Source organism: Paraburkholderia sp. RL17-381-BIF-C (assembly GCF_046026435.1).
Classification (GTDB): Bacteria; Pseudomonadota; Gammaproteobacteria; order Burkholderiales; family Burkholderiaceae; genus Paraburkholderia.
In genome coordinates this window covers 26,960-52,736 of record NZ_JARESX010000047.1, presented here as the reverse complement: position 1 = coordinate 52,736, position 25,777 = coordinate 26,960, and the positions used below count along the sequence as shown (strand labels likewise).

25 protein-coding genes are annotated in these 25,777 nt (G+C 60.7%); 13 read left to right on the top strand and 12 right to left on the bottom strand.

Annotation, left to right across the window (positions count from 1 at the left end; genetic code table 11):
* The first annotated feature begins 77 nt into the window (after nt 1-77).
* Entirely contained in the window at nt 78-1,031 is a 954-nt protein-coding gene (locus P0D70_RS25175) for a LysR family transcriptional regulator (RefSeq protein WP_286162111.1), read from the top strand.
* A 21-nt stretch (nt 1,032-1,052) separates the two neighbouring features.
* Here the strand turns inward: P0D70_RS25175 and P0D70_RS25170 are convergent, their stop codons facing one another.
* From P0D70_RS25170 to P0D70_RS25150, 5 genes are all read right to left on the bottom strand, one after another.
* Nucleotides 1,053-1,979, bottom strand: coding sequence for a 2-hydroxyacid dehydrogenase (locus P0D70_RS25170; protein WP_408186449.1), 927 nt, complete (start codon nt 1,977-1,979; stop codon nt 1,053-1,055).
* A 22-nt stretch (nt 1,980-2,001) separates the two neighbouring features.
* Nucleotides 2,002-2,778 carry a class II aldolase/adducin family protein gene (locus tag P0D70_RS25165; RefSeq protein ID WP_408186457.1) on the bottom strand — a complete coding sequence of 259 codons (777 nt, stop codon included), beginning with the start codon at nt 2,776-2,778 and terminating at the stop codon, nt 2,002-2,004.
* A gap of 107 nt (nt 2,779-2,885) precedes the next feature.
* Nucleotides 2,886-3,545, bottom strand: a complete 660-nt coding sequence (locus P0D70_RS25160) for an RraA family protein (protein ID WP_408186448.1) — start codon at nt 3,543-3,545, stop codon at nt 2,886-2,888.
* Between the two features lie 33 nt (nt 3,546-3,578).
* Entirely contained in the window at nt 3,579-4,931 is a 1,353-nt protein-coding gene (locus P0D70_RS25155; RefSeq protein ID WP_091803814.1) for an MFS transporter, read from the bottom strand.
* A gap of 229 nt (nt 4,932-5,160) precedes the next feature.
* Nucleotides 5,161-5,592 carry an Lrp/AsnC family transcriptional regulator gene (locus tag P0D70_RS25150; RefSeq protein ID WP_091803811.1) on the bottom strand — a complete coding sequence of 144 codons (432 nt, stop codon included), beginning with the start codon at nt 5,590-5,592 and terminating at the stop codon, nt 5,161-5,163.
* 217 nt (nt 5,593-5,809) lie between these two features.
* Between P0D70_RS25150 and ocd the strand changes: the two genes are divergently transcribed.
* Together ocd and ctlX are read left to right on the top strand one after the other, a co-directional pair.
* Nucleotides 5,810-6,886, top strand: coding sequence for an ornithine cyclodeaminase (gene ocd, locus P0D70_RS25145; protein WP_408186447.1), 1,077 nt, complete (start codon nt 5,810-5,812; stop codon nt 6,884-6,886).
* 50 nt (nt 6,887-6,936) lie between these two features.
* Nucleotides 6,937-7,875, top strand: a complete 939-nt coding sequence (gene ctlX / locus P0D70_RS25140; protein WP_408186446.1) for a citrulline utilization hydrolase CtlX — start codon at nt 6,937-6,939, stop codon at nt 7,873-7,875.
* Between the two features lie 224 nt (nt 7,876-8,099).
* On the opposite strand, the gene P0D70_RS25135 is transcribed toward ctlX, so the two are convergent.
* Nucleotides 8,100-9,014, bottom strand: coding sequence for a LysR family transcriptional regulator (locus tag P0D70_RS25135; protein WP_091803748.1), 915 nt, complete (start codon nt 9,012-9,014; stop codon nt 8,100-8,102).
* A 189-nt stretch (nt 9,015-9,203) separates the two neighbouring features.
* Between P0D70_RS25135 and P0D70_RS25130 the strand changes: the two genes are divergently transcribed.
* Genes P0D70_RS25130 through P0D70_RS25115 form a run of 4 tightly spaced genes read left to right on the top strand, consistent with a single transcriptional unit; the run spans nt 9,204 to nt 12,961 of the window.
* Entirely contained in the window at nt 9,204-10,535 is a 1,332-nt protein-coding gene (locus P0D70_RS25130; RefSeq protein ID WP_408186445.1) for an MFS transporter, read from the top strand.
* 19 nt (nt 10,536-10,554) lie between these two features.
* The gene (locus tag P0D70_RS25125; protein WP_408186444.1) at nt 10,555-11,295 is read left to right on the top strand and encodes an SDR family NAD(P)-dependent oxidoreductase; all 741 of its coding nucleotides are present in this window, start codon (nt 10,555-10,557) and stop codon (nt 11,293-11,295) included.
* Complete coding sequence (locus P0D70_RS25120) at nt 11,292-12,140, top strand: sugar phosphate isomerase/epimerase family protein (protein WP_408186443.1); 849 nt, start codon at nt 11,292-11,294, stop codon at nt 12,138-12,140. Before P0D70_RS25125 ends, P0D70_RS25120 begins: the two co-directional genes overlap by 4 nt.
* Nucleotides 12,137-12,961, top strand: coding sequence for an amidohydrolase family protein (locus P0D70_RS25115; RefSeq protein ID WP_408186442.1), 825 nt, complete (start codon nt 12,137-12,139; stop codon nt 12,959-12,961). The genes P0D70_RS25120 and P0D70_RS25115 overlap by 4 nt, the downstream gene beginning before the upstream one ends.
* 96 nt (nt 12,962-13,057) lie before the next feature.
* On the opposite strand, the gene P0D70_RS25110 is transcribed toward P0D70_RS25115, so the two are convergent.
* The 3 genes from P0D70_RS25110 to P0D70_RS25100 all read right to left on the bottom strand — a co-directional run bounded on the left by P0D70_RS25110 (nt 13,058) and on the right by P0D70_RS25100 (nt 16,919).
* Nucleotides 13,058-14,410 (bottom strand): c-type cytochrome, encoded by a 1,353-nt coding sequence (locus P0D70_RS25110; protein ID WP_408186441.1) that lies wholly within the window; start codon nt 14,408-14,410, stop codon nt 13,058-13,060.
* 2 nt (nt 14,411-14,412) lie between these two features.
* Nucleotides 14,413-16,185 (bottom strand): GMC family oxidoreductase, encoded by a 1,773-nt coding sequence (locus tag P0D70_RS25105; RefSeq protein ID WP_091803732.1) that lies wholly within the window; start codon nt 16,183-16,185, stop codon nt 14,413-14,415.
* A 62-nt stretch (nt 16,186-16,247) separates the two neighbouring features.
* On the bottom strand, nt 16,248-16,919 hold the full coding sequence (locus tag P0D70_RS25100; protein WP_408186440.1) for a gluconate 2-dehydrogenase subunit 3 family protein: 672 nt from the start codon (nt 16,917-16,919) through the stop codon (nt 16,248-16,250).
* Between the two features lie 246 nt (nt 16,920-17,165).
* Here P0D70_RS25100 and P0D70_RS25095 point away from each other — a divergent pair, with 246 nt between their 5' ends.
* The 4 genes from P0D70_RS25095 to P0D70_RS25080 all read left to right on the top strand — a co-directional run bounded on the left by P0D70_RS25095 (nt 17,166) and on the right by P0D70_RS25080 (nt 21,456).
* The gene (locus P0D70_RS25095; protein WP_286162109.1) at nt 17,166-17,888 is read left to right on the top strand and encodes a FadR/GntR family transcriptional regulator; all 723 of its coding nucleotides are present in this window, start codon (nt 17,166-17,168) and stop codon (nt 17,886-17,888) included.
* A gap of 109 nt (nt 17,889-17,997) precedes the next feature.
* On the top strand, nt 17,998-18,765 hold the full coding sequence (locus P0D70_RS25090) for an SDR family oxidoreductase (protein ID WP_408186439.1): 768 nt from the start codon (nt 17,998-18,000) through the stop codon (nt 18,763-18,765).
* 97 nt (nt 18,766-18,862) lie between these two features.
* Nucleotides 18,863-20,155, top strand: coding sequence for an MFS transporter (locus P0D70_RS25085; RefSeq protein ID WP_091803722.1), 1,293 nt, complete (start codon nt 18,863-18,865; stop codon nt 20,153-20,155).
* Nucleotides 20,156-20,208: 53 nt separating this feature from the next.
* A complete protein-coding gene (locus tag P0D70_RS25080) occupies nt 20,209-21,456 on the top strand; it encodes an enolase C-terminal domain-like protein (RefSeq protein ID WP_408186438.1) in 1,248 nt (415 codons plus the stop codon).
* A gap of 23 nt (nt 21,457-21,479) precedes the next feature.
* Here the strand turns inward: P0D70_RS25080 and P0D70_RS25075 are convergent, their stop codons facing one another.
* Together P0D70_RS25075 and P0D70_RS25070 are read right to left on the bottom strand one after the other, a co-directional pair.
* The gene (locus P0D70_RS25075; protein WP_091803715.1) at nt 21,480-21,788 is read right to left on the bottom strand and encodes a hypothetical protein; all 309 of its coding nucleotides are present in this window, start codon (nt 21,786-21,788) and stop codon (nt 21,480-21,482) included.
* Nucleotides 21,789-22,135: 347 nt separating this feature from the next.
* Complete coding sequence (locus P0D70_RS25070) at nt 22,136-23,119, bottom strand: GlxA family transcriptional regulator (RefSeq protein ID WP_091803712.1); 984 nt, start codon at nt 23,117-23,119, stop codon at nt 22,136-22,138.
* Nucleotides 23,120-24,189: 1,070 nt separating this feature from the next.
* Between P0D70_RS25070 and P0D70_RS25065 the strand changes: the two genes are divergently transcribed.
* Nucleotides 24,190-24,375, top strand: a complete 186-nt coding sequence (locus tag P0D70_RS25065) for a hypothetical protein (protein ID WP_091803709.1) — start codon at nt 24,190-24,192, stop codon at nt 24,373-24,375.
* Nucleotides 24,376-24,484: 109 nt separating this feature from the next.
* Here P0D70_RS25065 and P0D70_RS25060 read toward each other — a convergent pair whose 3' ends face one another.
* On the bottom strand, nt 24,485-24,682 hold the full coding sequence (locus P0D70_RS25060; protein WP_408186437.1) for a hypothetical protein: 198 nt from the start codon (nt 24,680-24,682) through the stop codon (nt 24,485-24,487).
* A 558-nt stretch (nt 24,683-25,240) separates the two neighbouring features.
* Here P0D70_RS25060 and P0D70_RS25055 point away from each other — a divergent pair.
* A complete protein-coding gene (locus tag P0D70_RS25055) occupies nt 25,241-25,774 on the top strand; it encodes a GNAT family N-acetyltransferase (protein WP_408186436.1) in 534 nt (177 codons plus the stop codon).
* Nucleotides 25,775-25,777 lie beyond the last annotated feature (3 nt).

Genomic DNA, 25,777 nt, shown 5'->3' with positions numbered 1-25,777 from the left:
TCAAAAATGATAAGTCTAATTTCTAATTCTAATCCTAAGTATAATTTTGGCGGATGATGAAATCAGTGAGGCTCATCGTGAGTAAAGATCGCCCTGACACCTACCTGAACGACCGTCTTGACTGGAATTTGCTGCGGACTTTTCTTGCGATTGCGAAAGAAGGCAGCGTGAGTCGCGCGGCGGCGAAACTCCATCTGACGCAGCCCGCGGTCAGCCAGGCGCTGCGCCGATTGGAAGAGCAGTTGGGTCTGCGCCTCGTGGATCGCCACGGTCCGCGCATCGAGGTCACGCAGGCCGGCATCGAAGTGAAGCAGATTGCTGAAGACGTATACGGGACGATTTCGCGCCTGTCACTCGCCGAGGTGGATCGCGATCACGATATCTCCGGCATGGTGCGCGTGAGTACCGTCAGCGGCATCGATTTTCCGGCCTACGATACGTTTCTCGCCGAGTTTCATCGCACGTATCCGCGTATCGAACTTGAAAGTCAGGAAATGCGCAGCGCCGACGTGGTGAACAGTCTCCAGCAAAAGTCCGCAACGCTCGGACTGACGCCACGGCGCGCGTTACCCAAACGGGTCGACAGCCGTGTGTTTCTGCGTCAACGGTATGCGCTTTTCTGCGGACGTCATCATCCGCTCTTTGGGCGTAACGATCTTCGGGTCGCCGATCTCGCCGGCGAAAAGTTTGTCTCCTTCACCGGCGACAAGGTGGGCGACCACCTGTCGCCGCTCACGTTCTTTCGTGACGAGATGGGCTTCACCGGGCGCGTGGTGGGTTCGTCGTCGAGCATGACCGAGGTGAGGCGCTTCATCTTCGCGGGCTTCGGCATAGGCTGCCTGCCGGAACATGTCGTACGCGACGACATTGCTCAAGGCCGCCTTCAGCGCCTGCCGCCGGATGAAGGCGTGGCCGACCTCGATATTTACATGTTGTGGTCACAGGACCGTAAGTTGAGCGCCGCCGAAGCCGCGTTTATCGATGCCCTGAATGTGTTCATCGACGGCCAGGAGGAAGGTGTTGGCCGCTAACGCCTCGCTCAGCAACCTCGCTCAATATCCGCGCGCGATGTCGACCATGTTCTGCAGCGGTTCGCCGCGAATCAGCCTGCGTGCGTTGTGCGCCACTTGCGCGCCGATCGTCTCCGAGCTTGCCACCGAAGCCATGTGCGGCGTCACGATCAGATTGGGTGCGCGCCATAAATGATCTTCGGGGGGTAACGGTTCGGTCGGGAACACGTCGACGATCGCGCCGCCGATCTTCCCGCTCTTCAGTGCCGCGATCAGATCCGCGGGCACCAGATGTTCGCCTCGGCCGACGTGAATCAGCTTCGCGCCAGGCCGTAAGTGCTCGAACGTGTTTGCGTTGAGAATCCAGCGGGTTTCGTGCGTGAGCGGCAGGAGACACACGAGAATGTCCGTCCCCTGGAGAAATGGCTTGAATTCCTCGGCGCCGGCGAAGGTCGTCACGTTCGGCAATTCACGGGCCTTACGCGCCCAGCCGCGCACTGCGAACCCGAAGCGCTGCAAATCCGTCGCGACGCGGCTGCCAATTTCTCCCAATCCCATGATGCCGACGGCGCATTCGGAAGCATCGCGCTGATCGTGGCGGAACCAGCGGTCAAGACGCTGATTGGCGAGCACGCGGTCGAGTTGGCGATGAAAATGCAGCACTCCCCACGTGACGAATTCACTCATACCGCGCGCGTGTTGCGGATCGACGACCCGGCACAGCGGCACGGCGGGCAGGGCAGGGTCTGACAGGATGTTGTCGACGCCCGCGGCGATGCTATGAACGAGCCGCAGTTTCGGCAACTCCGCCAGCGCGCCGGCCGGCGGGTTCCAGCACACGGCTATTTCAGCATCGCCGGCGGACTGCTCGCCGTGCACCACGACATCCAATTCAGGGGCGGCGCGCAGAATCGGCTGCACGAGGTGTGACATGTCGTAGTCACGGCTCATTAGAACTAATTTGGTCATGGCATTGAAGCAGAAAACGGGCTTAGCTGCGGTAGTCGGATTGCGGGTCGTCGATCAACCGTAACGCCGCGTGCCATGCCAACTCCGAAATTTCCGCGGAGTCTTCGCGAGCGAACTGGCTCGCGGTCAACTCGCACACTCCCCGCGGTGGAATGTGCAACGCGCTGCCGCCGGCCAGCGCCTGGATTTGCGCCTGACAGGCCCGCTCGAGGAAATAGATCTCGTGGAACGCTTCGGCTGCCGTGGCGCCGGCCGCAAGCAACCCATGATTGCGCAAGATCATCGCCTTGCAGGAACCGAGGTCGCGCACCAGGCGCTCACGCTCGCCGAGTTCCAGCGCGATGCCTTCGTAATCGTGATAGGCGAGCTTGCCGTAGAACTTCAACGCATGCTGACTGATCGGCAGCAGCCCTTGCTCCTGAGCCGATACCGCTGTTCCCGCGGCGGTGTGCGTATGGATCACGAAATGCAGATCGTCGCGTGCCGCGTGGATGGCCGAATGAATCGTGAATCCCGCGGCGTTGACACGAAACAACGCCGGTTCGCTGTGAGCCCGCTCGTCGATGACGTTGCCGAGATGATCGATCTTCACGAGGTCCGACGCGCGCATTTCGTGAAACAGCACGCCATAGCGGTTGATCAGAAATGCCGGCGGCTGCCCCGGCAAGCCGGGCAGGCGCGCCGTGATGTGCGTGTCGATCATGTCGGTCATGCGGAAGTGCGCGGCCAGCCTGTAGAGCGCCGCCAGTTCCTCTCTTACCTGCTGTTCGGCAGCCGGCTGCGCCGGTTTTTCGCTCATGCGATCGGGGGTAGGGGTGGATTGCATTTCAGAAGTCTCCCGGGTTCTCACTTGCTGTAGTGGGCGTAGTGTTCGTTAGCGTGTCAGTGTCCGTCAACTTCATTGTTCTAATGCTGATCATTAGCGGCGTGAATACTTGATGAGATGAAGCATTGCAGGACCTCGTGAAGCGGCGCTTTGGCGTTGAGCCGAGCCAGAATCGAGGGTTCCGCGTGATCGGACGCCAGAGCCAGATCGATCACGGCGGCAAGCGCCGGTGCCTGGGTGAACAGCACGCCATTGTCGTCGGCCAGCACAATGTCGCCTGGGCGCACCACGACTTCGCCACACACCACCGGCTCGTTGAACTGACTCGACATGGTGTCGCGTTTTTTGGTCGTCAGCAATGACGTTCCGCGCGCGAATATTGGCAGCCGCGTGCTGCGTAGTTCGATGAGATCGGTCACCACGCCGTCGACAATGACGGCCTTCGCGCCGGCGTTGAGCGCGGCGCATGCCGTGACTGCTCCAACCGGCGCATGAGTATGATTGCCGCTCATATCGATCACCAGCACATCGCCGGGTTTGAGTTGCGACAGGGCGCGGTTCACGGGGATGGCGTCGGGAGATAGCAACTTGAGCGTCACCGCGCGCCCGATTACTTTCACGTTGCGGACCATCGCGCGCAGGCGATGGTCCGCGAAGCCATTCTCCAGGAAATGCCCGAGTGTCGGGAAGCTGACGGATTCGAGGCTGTGCAGTAACGATGAGTCTGGTGTGTCTTGCATCAGAGCGGCCTTTTCCGTTTGCATATCAACCCTTCACGAAATGCTTGCGGTGGCGGCATTCGCGCGCGCCGCGGACGAGATATCGCGGCGGAGCGTCTCCGCGAGCAGCACGAGCGCGAGTGCCGAAACAGCAGCCGAGCCCATCATGTACCACGCCACCGACGAACCTCTGCCCGTAGCGGACAACAATGCGGTGGTGACAATCGGCGTAGCGGCGCTGCCGAGCAGCCCCGACAACATATAACTCACCGACAGGCCGGAGTAGCGAACTTCGGTGCCGAACAACTCCGCGAGGAAGGTGGCAATGGGTCCGTAGTTCGCGGCGAAGGCGGTCATCATCAGCAGATAACCGAGCAGCGCAAACGGAAACTCGCGCGTATCCAGCAGCCAGAAAAGCGGAAAAGCGAGCAGAGCCTCGGCGACAATGCCGCCGATGATCACCGGCTTGCGGCCCACGATGTCAGAGAGCTTGCCGAAGGCCGGCAGCAACACGATGCAAAGCGCGCAGGCAATCAGTGCAATGGAGAGCATCGCGTTGCGTGAGAATCCCAGCGTCTGCGTCCCATAGGTTAGCCCGAACGCGACAATCAGGTTGAACGAGGTGCCCGTCGACATCGTCGCGATGCCGCCGAGCAGAACCTGCTTCCAGTATCGGGTGAGGACCTCGGCGATCGGCAACTTGACCTGCGCGTCGGCTTCCTTGATCTTGCGGAACGACGGCGTTTCGGATGTGTTCAGACGGATGTAAAGCCCGACCCCCACGAGCAATGCGCTCGCAAGGAACGGAATGCGCCAGCCCCAGGAGAGCAGTGCGTCGTTTGAAAGTGTGGCATTGCAGACCAGAAACGCCAGATTGGCGATCAGGGTGCCGGCAGGCACGCCTATCTGCACCCACGAGCCGTACAGTCCACGCTTGCCTGCGGGGGCATGTTCCACCGCCATCAGCACGGCGCCGCCCCATTCGCCGCCGAGCGCGAGTCCCTGAATGACGCGCAAGGTGAGCAGCAGAATGGGCGCCCAGATGCCGATCGACGCATAGTTCGGCAGCAGGCCGATCGAGAACGTCGCGATGCCCATGATGATGAGCGACACCAGCAGCATCGCCTTGCGTCCGAGCCGGTCGCCGAAATGGCCGAAGAGGGCGGCCCCGGCAATGCGCGCGAGGTAGGCGGAGGCGAACGTGCCGAACGCCAGCAAGGTGCCGACTAACGGGACAAAGCCGGGGAAGAACACCTTGTTGAAGACGAGTGCCGAGGCGGTGGCGAAGACGAACAGGTCATACCATTCTACGGTCGTGCCGATCACACTCGCCACCGCGATCTTTTTCATGTTGGCCGGGGCGCCGTCTGATGGGGGTGGTGTGTCCGCGGGGCGATAGGACGTCATGGGTTTCTCCTTGAGGCACAGCAGTTTCAGTGGATGAACGCAGCGATTGCGCGCATGGCCTGGTGCCTTTATCGGAAACCAAAAAGAATAAGTAAAAGTCTGTTTTCTAATCCTTTGTATTAATGGAGCGAATGATCGCGGATGCAAATCAGGAGGTGCATGCGCGCGGCTGTTGGCGGGAAACGCCTGGAACAGCAGGCTTGGGCATGGCGCGCCGTGCGTGCCGCGATCACGCTTTGTGTGTCGACAAGAGAATGCTGGTTTCCGTGCTGGCAATGCCGTCGATCAAACGGATCGTGCCGAGTACGCGATCAAAATTCTCCAGCGAGTCCGCCAGCAGTTCCGCAATGAGGTCCCAACGCCCGTTGGTGCTGTGAATCGTGGCGACGTTTGGATGACCACGCAACACCTTCACGACCTCTGCCGCCCGATTGCCCTGCACGGCAATCGACATCAGCCCGCGAATCCGGTGCTTTTCCACGGCCGGCTTCAACTTCACCGTATAGCCGACGATCACGCCGTTCTTTTCCAGCCGGGTCAACCGGTTCTGAACCGTTGCCCGCGCCACCCGCAACTGTTGGGCGAGTGTGACGACTGGCGTGCGCGCGTTGTCGCGCAACAGCGCGATGAGCTGATGGTCCACGTCGTCAAGGCTGATCATGTAATTCGCTTCCTTTGCATGACGCTGAAACGGGCGCTTCGCCGTTCGTTGACGGCAATGGTTGCGTCGGATAAACAAATTGCCATTCAGTATGGGCAAATTGCTCATTAAGGTAGCTATTTTGTCATAAGTGGACACTTTTTGTTGGCCTGGGTTGCGGAAATAATGGCTTATCAGGCGGCTCGCGGAGCCGCGCCCAACCCAGGAGACAAACCCCATGACCCGCTTCCTCGATGTGCCCGCTACCAGCAGACTGATCTCTTCATTAGGTGTCCCACGGTTCCTGAGTGAACTCGTCGACACGTTGCATTCCGACTACGTTCGATGGAACGACTTCGACAAGTCGCCGCGCGTGGCCTGCCATTCGCGGGAGGGCGTGATCGAGTTAATGCCCGTTGCGGATTCACGGTTGTTCGCGTTCAAGTACGTCAATGGCCATCCGGTCAACGCAGAGCGAGGCATCCATACCGTGATGGCGTTCGGTGCGCTGGCCGATGTCGACACGGGCTATCCGCTTCTCCTTGCGGAATTGACGCTCACCACCGCACTGCGCACGGCCGCCACGTCGGTACTTGCGGCAAAGGCACTCGCGCGGCCGGAACCCAGAACGATGGCGCTCATCGGCAATGGCGCACAGAGCGAGTTTCAGGCAATCGCATTCCACACGCTAATGGGCATCGAGGAAATCAGACTGTTCGACCTCGACGAGCGTGCGACGGACAAGCTCGTACGCAACCTGTCTGCATTTCCGGCGCTGCGTACCGTGCGGGCTGCGTCCACCGCTGAAGCTGTGCGCGGCGCGGATATCGTCACGACAGTGACAGCCGACAAAGCTTACGCGACCATCCTGACGCCCGACATGATCACTCCGGGTATGCATTTGAATGCTGTCGGCGGCGATTGTCCGGGCAAGACGGAGTTGCATGCCGACGTGTTGCGCATGGGGCGTGTGTTTGTCGAATACGAACCGCAGACTCGAATCGAAGGCGACATCCAGCAACTGCCCGCCGACTTCCCCGTCACGGAACTGTGGCGCGTCCTGCGAGGCGAAGCAGCCGGGCGCGATAGTGCTACGCAAGTCACGGTGTTCGATTCAGTGGGTTTCGCGCTCGAAGACTATTCGGCGCTTCGTTACCTCGACGGGCTCGCGCGTCAGCACAATGCGGGCGTCGAAATCTCGCTGATCCCGCCTGCCACTGATCCGAAGAATCTGTTCGCGCTAATCGGCGCGTCTCAGGAAAAAGCGTCGGAGCCAGCACTCGGGGCGGCCGACGTCCTCGCATTCGCCCGCTGAATCTAACGTAGCCCGTCGTCGTTCCCACTGTCTTTCGTCCCTCGCAATCCATGACACTTCTGTCGATTCAAGCGCCGGCCTCGGTCGTGATGATCCGCCCGCATCGTTTTCTTCCGAACCCCGAGACCGCCGCCGACAACGCTTTTCAGCGCAGCGCGCCGTGTGGCGGCGAAGGCACGGCACAGTCGTTGGCTGCCGCGGCACACGCGGAAGTCACCGAAGCCGCGCGTGTGCTGAGTGCCGCGGGCGTGTGCGTCCATCTGTTCGACGATCATGGAGAGCGGGGCACGCCGGACTCCGTCTTCCCCAATAACTGGTTTTCGACCCATCCCGGCGGTCATGTTGCGCTGTATCCAATGCATAACGTCAACCGGCGGCGCGAGCGCCGGGCCGACGTGATCGAGATGCTCAAGAGCGAATATCGCGTTCAGGACGTGATCGATTATTCCGGGCTGGAGCACGACGACGTCTTTCTCGAGGGCACGGGCGCGATGGTGCTCGATCACATCGCTCGTATCGCCTATACAGCGCGCTCACGCCGAGCGGATCCTGTTGCGCTGGAACGGTTCTGTACGCATTTCAACTTTGAACCGATATGCTTTGACACAGCCGATGCCGATGGCCGCCCTGTCTATCACACTAACGTCATGATGAGCGTCGCCACCGAGTTCGCGCTGGTCGGCATGAATCTGATCGTCGACCCGAAGCGCCGCGACGATATTCACCGGCGTCTCACGGAGACCGGTCGCACGGTGATCGCATTGCAGAATGCACAGATCGCGAGCTTCGCCGGCAACGCGCTCGAACTGTCGGGCCGGGATGGACGGGTGCTCGCGCTCTCCAGGCGCGCTTTCGAGTGCCTCACGCACCAGCAGCGCGAGCTGATCGAGCGCTCTGCGCAGCTGCTTCCGCTGGAGGTGCCGACCATCGAAATGGCAGGCGGGTCCGTGCGATGCATGCTCGCGGGCCTCCATCTCGCGAGGCGCTGAGCCTATCCATGTTATCGAGAGCGACGCACTCGTAGAAGTGCCTTCGGACTATCCGGCATTCCTCTGCAAACGGCGCGCTGCTGAATGTGCCGACCGCTGCGATTTTGTGATGCGTTTTTTGGGGCAACATGGGCGTGCTTGTGGACTACGACGCCAGCGCAACATCGGCAGTGTCGGCCTCCATCCATATCAGCGGTCGGGTACGGCGCGCTGCCATTGCGGCCTCACTCCGGCAGCGACACACCATGAATATGCCGATCGATCCGCTGCGCCTGCTCGTAGACCGCGTGCATCAACAGTGCGGTGTTGCGCGATGGGGGAGAGAACTTCGAATAGACAAACGTCGAGACGAGTTCGAGTTCCTCGACCAGCGGGCGGATGATCAAACCCTGTGCCTCCGCGGCGAACTCGTCGACAATGGCGAGCCCGAGACCGCCCTTGACGAGCGCCAGCGCCTGATCGGCGCGCGTAACGTCCACCACGGATTCCAGTTCCACATTGGCTTGCTGGCACGCGCGCGCGATCATCGTGCCGAACGGAATGTCGCGCCGAAACAGAACCATGGGTTCGCCGATCAACTCGCTGAGTGCAATGGGTTCGGCTGCGGCGAGGCGGTGACCGGGCGGCACCACGCAGACCATCCTGCCACGCATGAACGGCACCACATCGAGATGTTCATGTTCGATCGGCATTGACGTGATGGCTACGTCGACGGCCTTGCTCAGGACTTCGAGCGGCATGTCGGCCATCAGCGTGGTGTGCCAGTCCACGCTCAGCGCCGGCAACTGCCGCTTCAACTCGACGATCGCGGGCGCGACGATCGAGGTCGCCAACGACGGACTGCACGACACCCGCAACAGGCTCGCCGGCCCGAGCGCCAACGCCCGCGCGAATTCATCGACGCTCAGCGCCGCCTGATAGACCTGTTCCACTTCCCTGAAGAGCGCCTGCGCTTCCGCCGTCGGGATGAGCCGCCCCTTGGTGCGTTCGAAGAGGCGCAGTCCCAGCGTGGTTTCCGTGTGGGAAACCAGTTTGCTGATCGCGGGCTGGGACACGTAGAGCATCTTCGCCGCCGCGTTGATCGACCCGGTCAGCATGACCGCGCGAAACACTTCCATTTGCCTCAGCTTGAACCGCATGGATCCTCCAGAACGCGTATCCGGAGATCTTAACCAAAAGTTATAGGGTAGCTGAAACTCGGCATACGACAAGCGCGCGTCACCTATCTAGTATCTGCTCAACGGGAGCCCGACTTCCGCATCGCGTAACGCGCACCGGTTGGACCGGCAACGCGCGCCGCGCAAGAAAGCAGACAGGATGGAGACACCATGAACCACGCAACTCAGTCAGGCGCCGCGACAATCGACGTCGCCACGACCGCGCGGCGAACCCGCGCCCGCTTCGGCATCCTCGCGCTGCTGGCGGTCGGCACGATGATCAACTATCTGGATCGCAGCGTCGCCGGCATTGCCGCGCCGAGCATGAGTCACGAACTCGGCCTCAATCCGGCCTTGATGGGCGTGATCTTTTCAGCGTTTTCGTGGACCTATACCGCATCCCAGATTCCCGGCGGCGTGATGCTGGACCGCGTCGGCACCCGCTGGACCTATTTCTTCGCGCTCACGCTCTGGTCGCTGTTCACGGGTTTGCAGGGTCTGGCGACCGGCTTTGTGTCGCTGTTGATCATGCGTCTTCTGATCGGCATTGCCGAAGCGCCGTGTTTTCCGACCAATAGCCGCGTCGTGGCGATCTGGTTTCCGCAGAGCGAGCGCGCTAGAGCGACCGGCATCTATACGTTCGCGGAATACGTGGGGCTGGCGTTCCTGAGTCCGTTGCTGTTCTGGCTGGAACAACGCTATGGATGGCGCGCGCTGTTCGGTATCGTCGGCACGGTCGGGGTGCTGTTCGGCGGCGTGTGGTTAATGCGCTTTCATGAGCCTCACCAGTCGAAGAGCGCGAATCGGGCCGAGCTCGACTATATCGCGCAGGGCGGTGGCGTGGTCGACGGCAGCCAGAAGGCCACGAACTTCCGCTGGTCCGATATCGGCGCGCTGCTCAGGCGGCGCAGCATGTTTGGCATCTGTATCGGCCAGTTCGCCTGCAACTCGACCAACGTGTTCTTTCTGACGTGGTTCCCGACTTACCTCGTGACCGAGCGTCATATGCCGTGGCTCAAGGTCGGGCTGATCGCGGTGCTGCCTTTCATCGCCGCATCGGTGGGAACGCTTGCGGGCGGCTGGATTTCCGACGCCATGCTGCGCCGTGGCATCTCGTTGAACTGGTCGCGCAAGCTGCCGGTGATCGCCGGCCTGCTGGCGGCGTCGAGCATTGTCCTCGCCAACTATGTCGAATCGACCGCTATGGTCATCGCGATTCTGTGTGTCGCCTACTTCGCTCAAGGCATGTCGGCGCTCGCCTGGATGATCGTCTCCGACATCGCGCCTAAAGGATTGCTGGGTCTGAGCGGCGGCATCTTCAATCTGTTCGCCAACGCGGCGGGCATCGTCACGCCGCTCGTGATCGGCCTGATCGTCAACGCGACGGGGTCGTTCGTCTACGCGCTCGCCTTCATTTCGACCGTCACGCTGGTTGGCGCGCTGTCGTACATCTTCGTGGTCGGCGATATCAAGCGCATCGAATTCAAGAACATCATCTCTTAACGAAAGGAAGTAACCCGATATGACTCGCTCTCTCGACGGAAAAGTGGCCATCGTCACGGGCGCCGCGCGTGGCATTGGCCTCGGTATCGCGCAAAAGCTGAAAGCGGATGGCGCGCGCGTGGCGCTATGGGACCTCGATGTGAGCGACTGCAACCCGCAACGGCTCGGCTTCACGCCGGACCATGTGCAGCAGGTGGATGTCGCTTCGATCGGCTCGGTCGAGCAGGCATTCGCGGCCACGCTCGACGCGTTGAGACAGGTCGATATTCTCGTGAATAACGCGGGAATCAACGGGCCGGTCGCGCCGTGCTGGGAATATCCCGTGGATGCGTGGGAACGTGTGATCGCCGTGGATCTGAACAGCGTGTTTTACTGTTGCCGTGCCGCCATTCCGCATATGCGCGCACGCGGCGGCGGCCGCATTGTCAACGTGGCGTCGATCGCGGGTAAGGAGGGGGTACAGTTCATCTCTGGGTACTCGGCGGCGAAAGCGGGTGTCATCGCATTCACCAAAGCCGCGGCGAAGGAACTGGCGAAGGACAACGTGCTGATCAACTGCGTCGCGCCGGCAATGGTCGAAACCGAGCTGTTCAAAGAGATGTCCGACGCGCATATCGAGGCAAGCAAAGCCAAGATTCCGATGGGCCGCTTCCTGCAGATCGAAGAGGTCGGCGCGATGGTCAGCTGGATCGCCAGTCCCGAATGCAGCTTCACGAGCGGCTTCACTTTCGATCTGACCGGCGGGAGGGCGACATATTGAACGCTTCCACAGTAGCGCCAAAGCTTGCGGTCGCGCATCTCACGGCGCTGGAGCTGGCTCCGCTGGAGTGGGTCGTGCAAGCGCGGCGCGCGGGCTTCGACGCGGTGGGGCTCAGGTCCAACCCCACGTCGCCAGGTGCGATCGCCTATCCGTCCGTGGTGGGTAGCGAAGCGCATCGCGCACTCAAACGCGTTCTCGCCGACGAAGGCATGAGAGTGCAGGACGTGGAGTTCATTCCGGTGTTGCCCGAGATCGACGTGGCGTCCTATGCGCCCATGTTCGATGCAGCCGCCGATCTGGGCGCTGCATGCGTGACGATTTCCGGCGACGACCCCGACGCAGCGCGGCTGGCCGCCAACGTCGCGGCCTTGTGCGAACTTGCCGCGCGATATGGTTTGCGCGTCGATCTTGAGTTCATGCGCTGGCGCCACGTCGGCACGCTGGGTGAGGCACGCTCGATTGTCGAGCGCGCGGGCAGTGCAAATCTCGCGATTCTCGTCGATGCGTTGCATCTCGCGCGCTCGGGCGGCAGTGCGGCGGACATCCGGGCACTGCCGCCGGGAATGCTGCAAGCGGTACAGCTTTGCGACGCGTCGCACGACGATCCCGTCGGTGACGAAGCGACGATTCTCGAGGCACGCACTGGCCGCTTGCCTCCCGGTCAGGGTGCATTGCCGCTCGACGATCTGCTGGACGCGCTGCCTGTCGGCACGGCCGTGAGTGTGGAAATGCCGATGCCGTCGCTGCCCGTGAAAGAACGGCTCGACCTCGCCTATCGAAGCACGTACGCTCTGTTCGAGACGGCACGCCGCCGCCGCGGATCTCTCGGAGAGTCCCTCCAATGACAATTTTCGACGAAGAGAAGATCGACTGTCACAACCATGTCTTCGATCCCGCACGCTTTCCCTATCGCGCCGACACCGCGTACCGGCCGTCGATGCAGGAAATCGGCACCGCTGCGCAGTTTGCCCGCGTGATGGATGCGTGCGGCGTGCAGCATGCGTTGCTAGTCGGGCCGACGAGCGGCTACCGCACGGACAATCGCTGCATGCTCGACGCCATTGCGCAGCATGGAGATCGCTTCAAAGGCATTGCCGTGGTGGACCACAATGTGAACCGGCAAGCGCTGCAGGAAATGAAGGCTGCGGGCGTGGTCGGCGTCGCCTTCAATCCGGCAATGGAAGGCGTCGAAGCGATGAAGCATGCCGAGCCGCTTTTCGGCATGCTGGCGGACCTCGATATGTTCGCGCAGATTCAGGTGACGGGTGATCAACTGGTCGCACTCGAGCCGCTGATCGCGCGAACCGCGACGCGGTTGCTCATCGACCATTGCGGTCGACCTGAGCCGGCGGCCGGTATCAACCAGCCAGGTTTTCAGTCGCTGATGCGTCTTGCCGATACCGATCGCACCGCCGTCAAGATTTCCGGTCTGCAGAAGTTTTCGCAGCTGGACTATCCGTACGAAGATGCGCAGTTTTTCGCGCGGCAACTTCTTCGCACCTTCGGACCGGATCGTTGCGTCTGGGGTTCGGACTGGCCGTTCCTGCGCTCGCCGGTGCGGATGGATTATGCCCCGCTGCTGACGCTGCTTCAGCGCCTGATTCCCGATGCCGACGCGCGCCGCCGTGTCTTGTGGACGACGCCTCGCAGCCTGTTCGGCTTTTAGCCAGATCTGTGAAATGCGTTGAATGGATCGCGATGCAAAAAAGCCGGCGTGACACCACGCCGGCTTTTGACATTGCAAGAACAGGCGCGTGACCTGCTAGCGGTTCTGCGCCACACCGATTGCCGATTGTGCGCCGAGACTGCCGCGGGCTTTCTTGACGTCGTCGGCGGAGACCGGCGCCGACGCGTTGCCCCAGCTATTGCGCACATACGTCGAGATCGCTGCGATATCGCCGTCCGTCAGCTTCCAGCTGAAGTTCGGCATGGCCGCGCCGGTCGGATTGCTTTGCGTCACAGCGCCGCGGCTGCCGATCAGGATCGTGCGCAGCATATTGGTCGGATCGGGTGCCTGTACACCCGCGCTATCCGCGAGCGACGACACCATGCCCGTCACGCCTTGCCCTGACGAACGGTGGCACGCGGCGCAGTTCGCCATGAACAGCGAGTGGCCAAGCGTCATGGTGGAGTCGTTTGCCGCAAGCGCTGCCGCTGGCTTGCGATCGGATCCCGGCAAGCTCTTCAGGTACACGCCCATTGCATGGAGGTCTGAAGTGCTCAGGTGTTGCAGCGAATTCGTCACCGCTTCGGCCATCGGGCCCGACGCGACACTGCGATTGTTGCCACCTGTATGCAGGTATTCGACGATGTCATCCGTCGACCACTTGCCGAGCCCCGTGTACGCATTGCCCGTAATTTCAGGCGCGTGCCAGCCCTGCAGCGAGCCGCCTTGCAACGCGGCCTCGTCGCCGCCGAGGAAGTTCTTCGCGGTGTGACAGGACGCGCAATGACCGAGCCCTTCGACCAGATAGGCGCCACGATTCCATTCCACCGACTGCCTGTCGTCATTCCTGAACGGCGTCTTGTCGAAGAACAGCAGATTCCAGCCGAACATCAGCATGCGGATGTTGAACGGGAAGGGCAATTGATTCGCGTCGACCCTGTTGTTCACAGGCGGGACGGTATCCAGATACGCCTTGATATCGCGCAGATCCTGATCGCTGACCTTCGCATAGGCCGTATAAGGCATCGCCGGGTACAGGAATTCGCCGTGCTTGCCGCGTCCTTCCTTGACGGCGCGAATGAACTCCGCGTCGCTCCAGGTGCCGATGCCGGTGTCCTTGTCGGGCGTGATATTGCTCGCGACGATCTTGCCGAACGGCGTTTCCAGCGGCAGGCCGCCTGCGAAGGGCTTGCCGCCCTCGGCCGTGTGGCAGGCGATACAGTCGCCGGCGCGCGCCAGGTACAGGCCGCGCTTGACGGCGTCCGAATCGGCGGATGAAAGCGGCGCCGCCTTCGGCGAAGGCGCGTTCAATGCGCTTTGGCTGCCGGCGTTGCTCTGCGCGTTGGGTTTGTTCTGCGCGTGCGCATCGCCCGCATGATCCCACGCGACGAAAGCCGCGGCGGCGAGCAACACCGCGCTGAATGAACCGATGAATGTCTTGGCGCGCACGTTCAGATCCTCACCAGCGGGCCGGGCGATTTCAGATACTGCGACTTGATCGCTTCCGCGGCCCACAGCGTGGTGGCGCCGACGGTGCCGGTCGGATTGTAGCCGCCGTTGTTGGCAAACGCGGACGCGCCCACCACGAAGGTGTTATGCACGTCCCAGCTTTGCAGGTAGCGATTGAGTGCGCTGGTCTTCGGATCGTCGCCGATGATCGCGCCGCCGGTCGTATGCGAGGACAGATTGTCCATCGGCGAGAACGGCCTGGTGGTCGGCTCGCTGCGCACAACGGTTTTCGCGCCCATTGCATGGCCGAGTTCTTCGGACTTGTCGGCCATGAACTTCGCCGAGCGCTTGTCGTTTTCGATCCAGTCGAACGTCACGCGCAAAAGCGGTCGACCGAAACGGTCCTTGTACTCCGGGTCGAGATCGAGATACACGTCGCGATGCGGATAGCTGTTGCCCATTACGTAGATCGAGTTGTAGTTCTGGTAAGCGTGCTGATACGCCTTCTTCCACTCGCTGCCCCAACGCGGCGTGCCGGGCGGCACGCCATTGCTCAAACCGATCGGCCGCCCGTTGGTCGAGTGCACGAGCGCCACGCCGCCGCCGATGAAATCGTGGTTGCTGTGGTCGAAGTTGTCGCTGTTGAAGTCGTCGATCGCCTGCGCGAGTGCGCCCGCGCCGATGAACGGATTGAGCCGCTCGTTTTCGAAGAAAATCGACGCGCCCGAGATGGTCTGATACGCGTAGTTGCGTCCGACCACGCCTTCGCCGGTTTCGCGGTTATATGGCTTGCCGATGCCCGACAGGAGCATCAGGCGCACGTTGTCCATCTGGTAGGCCGAGATCACGACGATGTCGGCGGGCTGCTCCCACTCGTTGTTGTCGTGGTCGACGAAGGTGACACCGGTCGCCGTTTTCCTGTCTTCGGCGAGGTTCACGCGCAGCACTTCGGATTCGGTGATCACGCTGAAATTCTTGCGCTGCATGAGCGCGGGCATGATGCACGCCTGCGGGCTGCTCTTGGACCAGTTGCCGCAACCGAAGAACTCGCAGTAGCCGCAATATGTGCAGGGCGCCATATGGACGCCCAGCGGATTCACATACGCGCCTGAGGTATTGCCGGCAGGAACCGGAAACGGGTGATAGCCGAGCTCGCGCGCAGCTTTATCGAAGATCGTTGCGACCCGCGTGCGTTCGAGCGGCGGCAACGGATAGTCGCGATTGCGCGGACCTTCGAACGGGTTGCCACCTTCCTGGAGCTTGCCCTGAATGTTGCCCGCACGGCCCGAGGTGCCGGCGAGGCGCTCGAACTTGTCGTAGAACGGTTCGAGGTCGGCGTACGTTACGCCCCAATCCTGCACCTGCATGCCTTCGAGGAATTTGCTCTTGCCGTAACGCTCGACCGTGTTCGTATAGGTCTGGAAGTCGTTCGGCAGGAAGCGCCACGTCATGCCATTCCAGTGCGTACCGGCACCGCCCACGCCGATACCGAACTGGTAGGTGTTCCAGTCGCGCAGCGGCAGCGCGGTCTGATCCGACGTGTTGCGGAACGTCAGCGTTTCGACGGCGGGCGGCTGCATGAGAGCGCGGCGCGTGGCGAAGCGCAGTTCGTCGGTGTCGACCGTGGTGGGGAAATCGCTGCTGGTATCGCGCCATGCGCCGCGTTCGATCGCGACCACGTTCAGACCTGCCTGGGTCAATTCGTTCGCCATGAGCGAACCGGCCCAGCCGAGACCGACGATTACGGCGTCGGCCTTAGCACGTTTGAGTGCCATGTAATTCTCCGCTTGTTGCAGTGGGGTGCAGTGATGCAGTGATGCAATTGGATCCGCGCGCGTCAGCTCTTGCGGCTGATGAGGCTGATCGGAATGATCTTCAGGTCTTCGCCCTGACGACCGATCACGTCGCGGAAATCGTATTGCGCGCCGGGGAAGCCGAGCATCTTCCAGCCGGCCATGTCCTTGTTGCCGCCGTAGATCGGATCGGCGAAGAACCCTTCGCGCACGTTCTGTAGAACCAGGTTCAAGAAGGCCTTTGAATCGACTCTGCCGAGCGCGAGCGCGCCGGCTTCGAGCTGTTTGAGAAGACCATCCTGCTGCTCGGGCGAAAGCGCATTGAAGGCCTTGCCGCTGAAATTCTGCTTGCAGTGGTCGTCGAGCGACTTCAGGCCCGCGCGATAGCGCTCGGCGGGCGTGTCCTTGATCTGCGGACCCTGGCTCGGCGTGCCCGGCTTGAATTCTCCCAGCCGGTATTGCGTGGCTGCACGGCCGTAGTCGCCGCTCAACTGGCGATCGATGAAGAGCGCGCAGCCCGCTTCCTTGCCGCCGATGCTCAATTCGTCCGACGGAATCAGCCGGTCGGCGATTGCTTCGACAGCGGCGACCTCTTGAGCCGTGAAGAACTTCCAGCCGTCCGCCACCACTGGCTCCGGCAGCACCACCGGATCCTTGAACCACGGCATGCCGCCGAAAATCACACGGGCCTTGGCGACTGCGATGCCCGCAGCCATCAGGACCATTGACGATAAAAACTTACGGCGTAACACGTCGTTTTCCCCAGAAAATCATCGCAAATGCGAACAAAAATAGAAGGCTCGTGACTCGTCCCGAATCTCCGATTCCAATATATTCTAACTGGTTAGTTAAAATTGAGTCAAAACGTGGTCAGGGCGGAACGCACCCCGAGGGTCATCCCTGGTTGCGATGGAACCGGTACACGCCTATCTTCTACATCATACGTATGACCTAGAGAGTGAATGGTGGCGACGTTACATAGGCAGGTCCTGAACCAGATGGGCGAACAGATCTGTTCAGGCAAGTTCATGCCCGGCGATATCCTTCCCGCCGAGCCGATTCTGGCCGAGCAGATGCAGGTGAGCCGCATCACCATCCGCGAGACGATGAAGTCGCTCTCGGCCAAGGGCATGCTGCAGGTACGCCGCCGCTACGGCACGATCGTGCTGCCGCGCTCGCAGTGGCAACTGTTCGATCCCGACGTGATCACCTGGCGCGCGCGCGCCGGCACCGTCGAGCCGGGTCTGATCGAAGACCTGATGGAATTGCGCCTGATCATCGAACCGAACGCCGCCAAACTCGCCGCCAAACGCGCAACGCCGGAAGATCGCGTGGCGGTGCGCCGTGCCTTCAAGGCGATGGAGCGCGCGGTGGCTGGTCACGGCGAATACGTTCCCGCCGACCTCGCGTTTCACGGCGCGATCCTGGCGGCCTGTCACAACCAGTTCGTCCAGCAGATGCAGAACGCGCTGTCGGCGATTCTCCGCACGAGCTTCGAGCTCAGCTCGGAAATCGCCGGTGGTCCGGCCCGTTCACTGCCCATGCACGAGGCGCTGTGCATCGCGATCGAGCAGGGCGATCCGGAGGCCGCTGAACAGGCCGTACTCACGCTCATCAAACGCGCCGAGCAGGATTTCGAAGACCGCGCGGCATTGAACGACACCGCCAACGATCAACCGGCCTGACGCAAGCCTCTCTCGCGGACAGCCACCCCATGAACTTGAAACGCGACGCGCAGCGCCGTCGCGATGGGCGTACTCGCGCCTTTTCTTCCGATTGCACAGAGGATCCAGCATGACCCAACTATTCGATCTCACCGGCCGCACGGCGCTCGTCACCGGATCGGCACGCGGCATTGGCTTTGCGCTGGCCGAGGGGCTGGCCGCGGCGGGCGCGCGCGTCGTGCTCAACGGCACGCGCGCGGATACGGTTGCCGAGTCGGTCGGCAAACTTGCCGGCAAGGGTTACCAGGCACTGGGTCGCGCATTCGACGTCACCGACGAGACCGCTGTCGCCCAGGCTTTCGCGCAGTGGGATAAGGACGGCGTGCAGATCGACATTGTCGTGAATAACGCGGGCATCCAGTTTCGCAAGCCGCTCGTCGATCTCGAACTGAGCGACTGGCAGCGCGTGATCGACACCAACCTGACGAGCGCATTCATCGTCGCGAAGCAGGCGGCGCGACGCATGATCGCGCGCGGCACGGGCGGCAAGATCATCAACATCGGTTCGCTCACGAGCGAAGCAGGCCGCGCGACAGTCGGCGCTTACACCGCGGCGAAGGGCGGCATCAAGATGCTGACCCGCGCGATGAGCGCCGAGTGGGCCGCCTCGGATATCCAGGCGAACGCGATCGGCCCTGGCTACATCCTCACCGACATGAACAAACCGCTGATCGAGAACGCCGCTTTCGACGCATGGGTGAAAAGCAGCAACCCCTCGAAACGCTGGGGCAAACCGGAAGAACTCGTCGGCACGGCGGTCTTTCTCGCGTCGCCTGCGTCGAGCTATGTGAACGGCCAGATCATTTACGTGGACGGCGGATGGCTGGCCGTACTCTGAAACTTTATTGAATGCAGGTCCGCGCGAGTACAGCAGAACAAATAAACGACTCGCGCGCAGTCAACCGTTGTATGCGCCGTACCGATCCGGAGACATCATGGAAAGCGTCAAGCCCGTAGCAACTCAAAGATGGTGGTATCTGATGCCCATCATCTTCATTACATACAGCCTCGCCTATCTCGATCGCGCCAATTACGGCTTTGCCGCCGCGGCCGGGATCGACAGGGATCTCGGGATCACGCACGGCACGTCCTCGCTGATCGGCTCGCTGTTCTTTCTCGGCTACTGCCTGTTCCAGGTGCCCGGCGCGATCTACGCGCAGCGCAACAGCGTGAAGAAGCTGATCTTCTTCAGCCTGATTCTGTGGGGACTGTGCGCGGCCGCAACCGGCATGGTCAGCAATATTCCGATGCTGATGGTGCTGCGCTTCACGCTCGGCGTGGTGGAAGCCGCCGTGATGCCGTCGATGCTGATGTACATCAGCCGCTGGTTCACCCGCACCGAGCGCTCGCGCGCCAACACCTTCCTGATTCTCGGCAATCCGGTGACGGTCTTGTGGATGTCGGTGGTATCGGGCTATCTGGTGCGCAGTTTCGGCTGGCGTGAAATGTTTGTTATTGAAGGTGCGCCGGCGCTCATCTGGGCGGTGGTGTGGTGGTTCACGGTCAAGGATCGTCCGGCCGACGCGCCGTGGATGAGCGAAGCCGAAAAGACCGAACTTACCGCGCGCCTCAAAGCCGAGCAGGCCGACATTGCGCCGGTGCGCGACTACAAGACGGCGTTGCGTTCGTCGATCGTGATGAAGTTCTGCGCGATCCACGCGCTCTGGAGCATCGGCGTGTACGGCTTCATCATGTGGTTGCCGTCGATCCTCAAGGCAGCGTCCACGATCGATATCGTTTCGGTCGGCTGGCTCGCCGCCGTGCCGTACCTCGCGGCGATCATCCTCATGCTGCTCGCCTCGTGGCTCTCGGACAAGACACGCAATCGCAAGCTGTTCGTATGGCCGTTGCTGCTGGTGGGCACGGTTGCGTTCGTCGCGTCGTATCTGATCGGCGGCTCGCATTTCTGGATATCGTTCGCGCTGCTGGTCGTGGCGGGCGCAACGATGTACGCGCCGTACGGTCCGTTCTTCGCGCTGGTGCCGGAGTTGATTCCGAGCAACGTGCTCGGCGGCGCGATCGGTCTCATCAACGCATGCGGCGCGCTCGGTGCGTTTGCGGGCTCGTGGGTGGTGGGTTATCTGAACGGCGCGACCGGCAGCCCGGCGGCTTCGTACATTTTCATGGCGGGCGGTTTGCTGCTCTCCGTGATCCTGATGATGACCGTGCCCGCTCATTCCGATCAGCGTGCGAAGCGTGAAGCGCCGCTCTCGTTGAATCGCACGTAATACGCTGACCGTGCCGACTGGTTCTCTCTGATTCGTTTCTGGCAGGCTGAAAAATGGCAACTTTGATTACCGATGTAAAGGTCATTCTGACCGCGCCGGAAGGCATCAACCTGATCGTCGTGAAGGTGGAGACCAACCAGCCGGGTCTGGTCGGATTCGGCTGCGCGACATTTGCTTACCGCCACGTAGCGGTCAAATGTCTGATCGAGGAATATTTGCGGCCGCTGCTGATTGGACGCGATGCCGAGGCGATCGAGGAAATCTGGCAATTGATGCATCAGAACGCTTACTGGCGCAATGGGCCGATCGAGAACAACGCGATCTCCGGCATCGATATGGCGTTGTGGGATATCAAGGGCAAGCAGGCCAATATGCCGTTGTATCAGTTGTTCGGCGGCAAGTGCCGTGAAGGCGTGCCGATTTACCGGCATGCCGACGGCCGCGACCTCAATGAACTTTGCGAGAACATCCAGAAGTATCGCGAGCAGGGCATCACGCATATTCGCTGCCAGAGCGGGGGCTATGGCGGGGGCGGCTATGGCAGGGCGCCGTCGAGTGCGCCTTCGGGTTCGGCGGAGGGCGTGTATCTCGACAGCCGAAAGTACATGCGCGAGACCCTCAAGCTGTTCGACGGCATTCGCAGCAAGATCGGTTTCGACGTCGCGTTGTGCCACGACGTGCACGAACGTCTCAAACCGGTTGAAGCGATCCGCTTTGCGTGCGAACTGGAGCAATACGATCTGTTCTTTCTCGAAGATGCGATCGCGCTCGAAGAGGGCGAATGGATGCGGCAATTACGCGCGAAGACCACCACGCCGTTGGCTCAGGGTGAGCTATTCAACAATCCGTACGAATGGCGCTTTCTGATCACCGAACGTCTTGTCGACTATATTCGCGTGCATTTGAGCCAGATCGGGGGCATCACGGCCGGACGCAAGCTGCAGATTTTCGCCGAGCAGTTTGGCGTAAGGACGGCGTGGCACGGACCGGGCGACATGTCGCCGATGGCGCATGCGGCGAATATCCATATCGACCTCGCCGCGCGTAATTTCGGCGTGCAGGAGTGGTCCGGCACCGAGCCGCCCAACTTCGTGATCCAGGACCTCAAAGGTCCGCAGGCTGCGTTGCTCGACGTTTTCCCAGGGCTTCCCGAGTTCAGGGATGGCTACGTCTATGCGAACGACAAACCCGGTCTCGGCGTGGAGCTCGATGAAGCCGAGGCGGCGAAATATCCGTGCGAGATCAGCGTTACGACGTGGACTCAGACAAGGTTGAAAGACGGGACGTTGCAGACGCCGTGAAGGGCCGAAAACTTGAAGGGCAACTATTCGTAGCCGAGCCTGTGACTCAGAATCGGGGCGAAAAAGAGGGCAATCGCAGAGCCGGCTGCTTTACCCTCGAGTTCCGCGGCCGCAGTCGCGGCCTGCATTCCATACGAGTACACGAACAGATCGAATAGCTGGGGAAGGCAGTAAAGCGCTGCGATCGCAATGCAATAAGCTTGCACGACGGATATGCGCCATCCCTTCTCGAAGGCGACGGCAGCGCAGACAATGCGCATAATGGCGAACAGAACGAGCGCACCCACCGCCGCCTGTTCGCGGATCAGATACTCTGGAATGAACTCGCCCATACTCCTATGCACTCGCTACGTTGAACCGTCGGAATAAAAAGCCATTCATTCAAACTTTGGGATCGAATGGCCAGTTGGTTGGGGCGATCGTCCTTGCGCATTGAAGAACGAATCGACAGGTTTGAATGTTACTGAAGCTCTATTAGCGCAACGAAAGCTCGGCTGAATGAACCACAATCTTGGCCGATAGAGTCAAGGGTCGCCGTCCGTCAAGCGGTTGCCCGGACCCGTCTTCGCAAGACTCGCAGTCTGTTAGCCGGGTCTGCGACTCATACGCCAGCACCTGTTCGTCGGCGAGGAGCGATTGAATCGCATCCCGTTGACCCCGCACCTTCGTGGGGAGACTTTTACGGTGCCACCTGGTTGCGCATCCGGTAATCAGTCGGCGTTGTCGCCAGGTATTTCCTGAACAGTTTCGACAACTGCCCGCCGCTGCCAATACCGCAACGGCGCGCGATCTTGTCGACCGGCAGACGCGATTCGACCAGCATCCGGCAACTCATATTCAAACGCGCGCGAAGCAGATAGTCGGAGGGTGTGATGCCGATCTCGCTCTTGAAGCGGCGTAGGAAGTTGCGCTCGCTCATCGCCGCGACCTGCGCCGCGTCGTCGATTGAGATGGGACGATCGACGTTCGCTTCAAGCCAACGCGCCGACGCCAGAATTTTTTCGCTGATCTGGGGCGTCGCGCCAAGTGTGAGCGACGCGTTGAAGGGCGCTTTCGGCTGAGGCGCGATCGACCCGGCGACCTGTTGTGCCAGATCGGCGCCGAGATCCTCTTCGACGATGCGCAGCGCCGTCATGACGGCACTCGGCGCTTCTGTCAGCGATCGCGCCGGATGCAGGCCGTGGGCTTCGCTGCCTCCATAAAGAAGCGGACAGTAGCGACTAGGTAGCCCGGCCGCCGCGAGCAGCAACTGCCCTTCCGCGATCGGATGCACGATCTCGCTGAACGGATGCCTGCGGCGCAGCCAGTCACTCAATCGCTCGTCGCGACACGCCTGCTGCACGCCCGGACCGCCTGCAATGAACAACAGGTGTGACTCGTTCGTGCCTCGGTGCGACTGGACGTCGTCGGTCCAGACGAATACCGATGACGAACTGGCAATGCGCCCACCCGCCGCGGAGAGCAACGAGACGTCGTAGCGTGCGCGGCCCGATCGCTGTGTCGCGGCGAGCGAGTTAGCCTTCTGAAAAATCTCGATGATTGCAGCGACCTTAGGCAATGCGAAACCATTGAACAGTGCGATGTCGACGCGAGTCAGAGCGCTGGTTTGCATCGGCACGGCACTTTGCCGTGAATTGCGCGGCAGAGTATGTACCAAATCCATTTATTTTTCCCCGGAAATTTGTGGTCTGCAAAGTCTTCTCCCCAAGACCCTGTCTTTTTCTTATTGGCTCATGCTATACGTTTGATTCTGACGACAATATTTCATGGCTGAATTGGCCAACACGTTGGCTGTTTACGACACGGAATAGTCAGGTGGTCCACAGCCTTGCTGGGCGTCTGATTCGTCCCGGCAGGCGGGTAATGTTTCGAAATTGCCGGTGCAATTTTCAACAGAAGCGAGACGGAATGTATAGCGCATATATTCTTCATTTATCAGCGATGCGGAATTATTGCTGTCCGATATTGGCGAAATGGCCAATATGGGCGAAATATATCGCGAGGAATGTATTTGCGGTTAGGTTTATCTCACTTGGGTGCTTCCGCTTCGTCGCGTGGTGCACTGTCACGAATGTCTGCCATTGGTATCGGGAAGTGGGTGCCTCAGCTCCTCGCGCATGGCGTCCCGAGGTTTGGTCTTCTCGGACAGAAGCTTTCCGATAACCGCCGCAAAGTGGTGCAACACATCGGGAGCGTTAGAATGACGTCCGGTCGGTCAGGCCGTGCGCTTGGAGATGGGACCATATAGGTCGTCGCCCGTCGCCGGCACTGTCCATCTGCCGAGGATGCTGCAACACGATACGTCCCAGGAAACGACCGCCTTCACATTTGTTCAATGTGACACCCTCGCAAGCCGACTCTCCCGTCACTGCGGAGCCTGGTCATCACGAGTCGGTGCGTTCGGCATCGGTCCGGGCACGAGCGTTGAGCGTGTCGATTTCCTTCCGGATCAACCAGAGCTATGAATTCGCGCCGGCTGCCCGCCTGGCAGTCTTTCCGGCGTGTGTGGCCTGTCGGTGTTCAGCAGGCGTGGCTTCGCGATCCGCGCGGGTTTTCGAGTAAGGAGTTTCCTGTCTCCTTGCGCACGGAACGCGCTTGTATCATGTGGAGCGCTATCTTCAACTCGTTCACCGCACATGCATCGTCTTGCGGCCGGGTCGAGGTGGAAAAAATTTTTAGCAAACGATTGCGCCTCAGGCTAAATAAGCTCTACGCGTGACCGTTAACGGATTCATGCACAAACAAGACATTCAGACAATTGTTTCCGCAGCTCGCGAGACGGCCAATTCCATTGTTGGTGCGCGCGAGTGGAAAACGGCCGAAGATGCCAGCGCAATGCGCGACGTGATCTTCTGGGACATGCTCGCCAAGCGATTGCCTGACGCGGACATTGCGGAACTGCTGTCAATGTTCGATTAGACCGCGGCGTCGGCACGGCGGCGTGTGCTCCCATTCGGCGCGCTTCGGAGCTATTGCCCAGCGAGACGTCACGCGCACGATCGCGGACGTGTCTGACACATCACCTCGGCTAAGGGTCCCCAAGGCCGATCACAGAGAAAATCTTGACAACCGATCCTTGCTTCGGTTGACGCTCGCCCTGTTGTTGAATGAAGACTTGCATCGCGCGCGCCATCTCCTGCCCTGAAAGTTTGCGATAGGCGCAGATGTTGTAGGTGACGCCGTGTTGCCAATCCTTGATGAAATTATCTACGTACGGTAGTTGCATGCTTTCCTCGAAAGCGTCATGCGGTTTTGCAACTGGAGCGGGTCGTCTTTCACCCGATGGTGAGGCCGGCAGTCGTCATGCGTACGGCCTGATATTGAAGAGGTCCACGAAAAAGAGCCTGCCGCCCGAGGGAGCGGCAGGCCGAAAAATCGAGGGGTGGGGTTCGCTTGAGAGAAGCCCCCTCGAAAGACCGAAGCCCAGTTTAGTCGCTCGAAGGGGGCGGCGGACGCACACGGCGGATGAAGTCACGCTCTTGACCGAACAGGACATATGAAAGAGCTGATTCAGGCGGAATCGGTCCAAACATGCAATGGCGATGCCAAGGTTTCGCCCCAATCGGGGGTTTGCACAACTTTTGTTTTTGTCCGTCGGCCGGGAATAAAATCGCTTGAAGAGCTTTAGCAGAAAGTTGCTCTTTCAACCGGCGTTTGAGGCGCTGAGGCGCAACGGTTGATTACGGTACGGGCCATGCATACAGCCGTGAATCGACAGTCGACGCAGGTTTCTGATTCCTCGACAATCGTAGACATATAGACGACGCTCAAAGGGTGGCGGCCGATGGCGCAGCGACAGACGGATATTTGGCTTGAATCGGCGCGCCTCTCGATCAGGCCGTTTTCGGTCGACGATGCAGACGAAGCCTTCATGTGCATCACCCCCTCGCTGACCCGCTACATGGGGTGGGAGCCTCCCGCTTCCCGGCATGATTTCAATGTTGTTTGGCGGTCCTGGATACCGAAGATAGACGACGGATCGGACTACGTCTTCGTGGTGCGTCAACGCGCTGACGGGAGTTTTCTCGGATTGGCAGGGCTTCATCACGTAGGGACCGAGGCTCCGGAACTCGGCATCTGGATTCGTGAAGATCGCCATCGGCAGGGCTTTGGCCGTGAAGCTGTAACTTTGGTTGCACAATGGGCAACGCGCGCAATAGGCTGTAAGAGCTTTACGTATCCGGTTGCCGAGGAAAACCGACCCAGCCGCCGCATTGCCGAATCTCTTGGCGGTGTCATCGTGGAAGGCCGTGTAACGCCAAAGTACAAGTCTGTCGTGTACCGTATTCCTGGCCAACCGCCCACAAACAAGGGATAGACA

What these genes read in the sequence shown, in the direction of transcription:
- P0D70_RS25170 (WP_408186449.1), bottom strand. Translation starts at nt 1,979, where the DNA reads ATGACCAAATTAGTTCTAATGAGCCGTGACTACGACATGTCACACCTC.
- P0D70_RS25165 (WP_408186457.1), bottom strand. Translation starts at nt 2,778, where the DNA reads ATGAGCGAAAAACCGGCGCAGCCGGCTGCCGAACAGCAGGTAAGAGAG.
- P0D70_RS25160 (WP_408186448.1), bottom strand. Translation starts at nt 3,545, where the DNA reads ATGCAAGACACACCAGACTCATCGTTACTGCACAGCCTCGAATCCGTC.
- P0D70_RS25155 (WP_091803814.1), bottom strand. Translation starts at nt 4,931, where the DNA reads ATGACGTCCTATCGCCCCGCGGACACACCACCCCCATCAGACGGCGCC.
- P0D70_RS25150 (WP_091803811.1), bottom strand. Translation starts at nt 5,592, where the DNA reads ATGATCAGCCTTGACGACGTGGACCATCAGCTCATCGCGCTGTTGCGC.
- ocd (WP_408186447.1), top strand. Translation starts at nt 5,810, where the DNA reads ATGACCCGCTTCCTCGATGTGCCCGCTACCAGCAGACTGATCTCTTCA.
- ctlX (WP_408186446.1), top strand. Translation starts at nt 6,937, where the DNA reads ATGACACTTCTGTCGATTCAAGCGCCGGCCTCGGTCGTGATGATCCGC.
- P0D70_RS25135 (WP_091803748.1), bottom strand. Translation starts at nt 9,014, where the DNA reads ATGCGGTTCAAGCTGAGGCAAATGGAAGTGTTTCGCGCGGTCATGCTG.
- P0D70_RS25130 (WP_408186445.1), top strand. Translation starts at nt 9,204, where the DNA reads ATGAACCACGCAACTCAGTCAGGCGCCGCGACAATCGACGTCGCCACG.
- P0D70_RS25125 (WP_408186444.1), top strand. Translation starts at nt 10,555, where the DNA reads ATGACTCGCTCTCTCGACGGAAAAGTGGCCATCGTCACGGGCGCCGCG.
- P0D70_RS25115 (WP_408186442.1), top strand. Translation starts at nt 12,137, where the DNA reads ATGACAATTTTCGACGAAGAGAAGATCGACTGTCACAACCATGTCTTC.
- P0D70_RS25105 (WP_091803732.1), bottom strand. Translation starts at nt 16,185, where the DNA reads ATGGCACTCAAACGTGCTAAGGCCGACGCCGTAATCGTCGGTCTCGGC.
- P0D70_RS25100 (WP_408186440.1), bottom strand. Translation starts at nt 16,919, where the DNA reads ATGGCTGCGGGCATCGCAGTCGCCAAGGCCCGTGTGATTTTCGGCGGC.
- P0D70_RS25095 (WP_286162109.1), top strand. Translation starts at nt 17,166, where the DNA reads ATGGTGGCGACGTTACATAGGCAGGTCCTGAACCAGATGGGCGAACAG.
- P0D70_RS25090 (WP_408186439.1), top strand. Translation starts at nt 17,998, where the DNA reads ATGACCCAACTATTCGATCTCACCGGCCGCACGGCGCTCGTCACCGGA.
- P0D70_RS25085 (WP_091803722.1), top strand. Translation starts at nt 18,863, where the DNA reads ATGGAAAGCGTCAAGCCCGTAGCAACTCAAAGATGGTGGTATCTGATG.
- P0D70_RS25080 (WP_408186438.1), top strand. Translation starts at nt 20,209, where the DNA reads ATGGCAACTTTGATTACCGATGTAAAGGTCATTCTGACCGCGCCGGAA.
- P0D70_RS25075 (WP_091803715.1), bottom strand. Translation starts at nt 21,788, where the DNA reads ATGGGCGAGTTCATTCCAGAGTATCTGATCCGCGAACAGGCGGCGGTG.
- P0D70_RS25070 (WP_091803712.1), bottom strand. Translation starts at nt 23,119, where the DNA reads ATGGATTTGGTACATACTCTGCCGCGCAATTCACGGCAAAGTGCCGTG.
- P0D70_RS25065 (WP_091803709.1), top strand. Translation starts at nt 24,190, where the DNA reads ATGCACAAACAAGACATTCAGACAATTGTTTCCGCAGCTCGCGAGACG.
- P0D70_RS25060 (WP_408186437.1), bottom strand. Translation starts at nt 24,682, where the DNA reads ATGCAACTACCGTACGTAGATAATTTCATCAAGGATTGGCAACACGGC.
- P0D70_RS25055 (WP_408186436.1), top strand. Translation starts at nt 25,241, where the DNA reads ATGGCGCAGCGACAGACGGATATTTGGCTTGAATCGGCGCGCCTCTCG.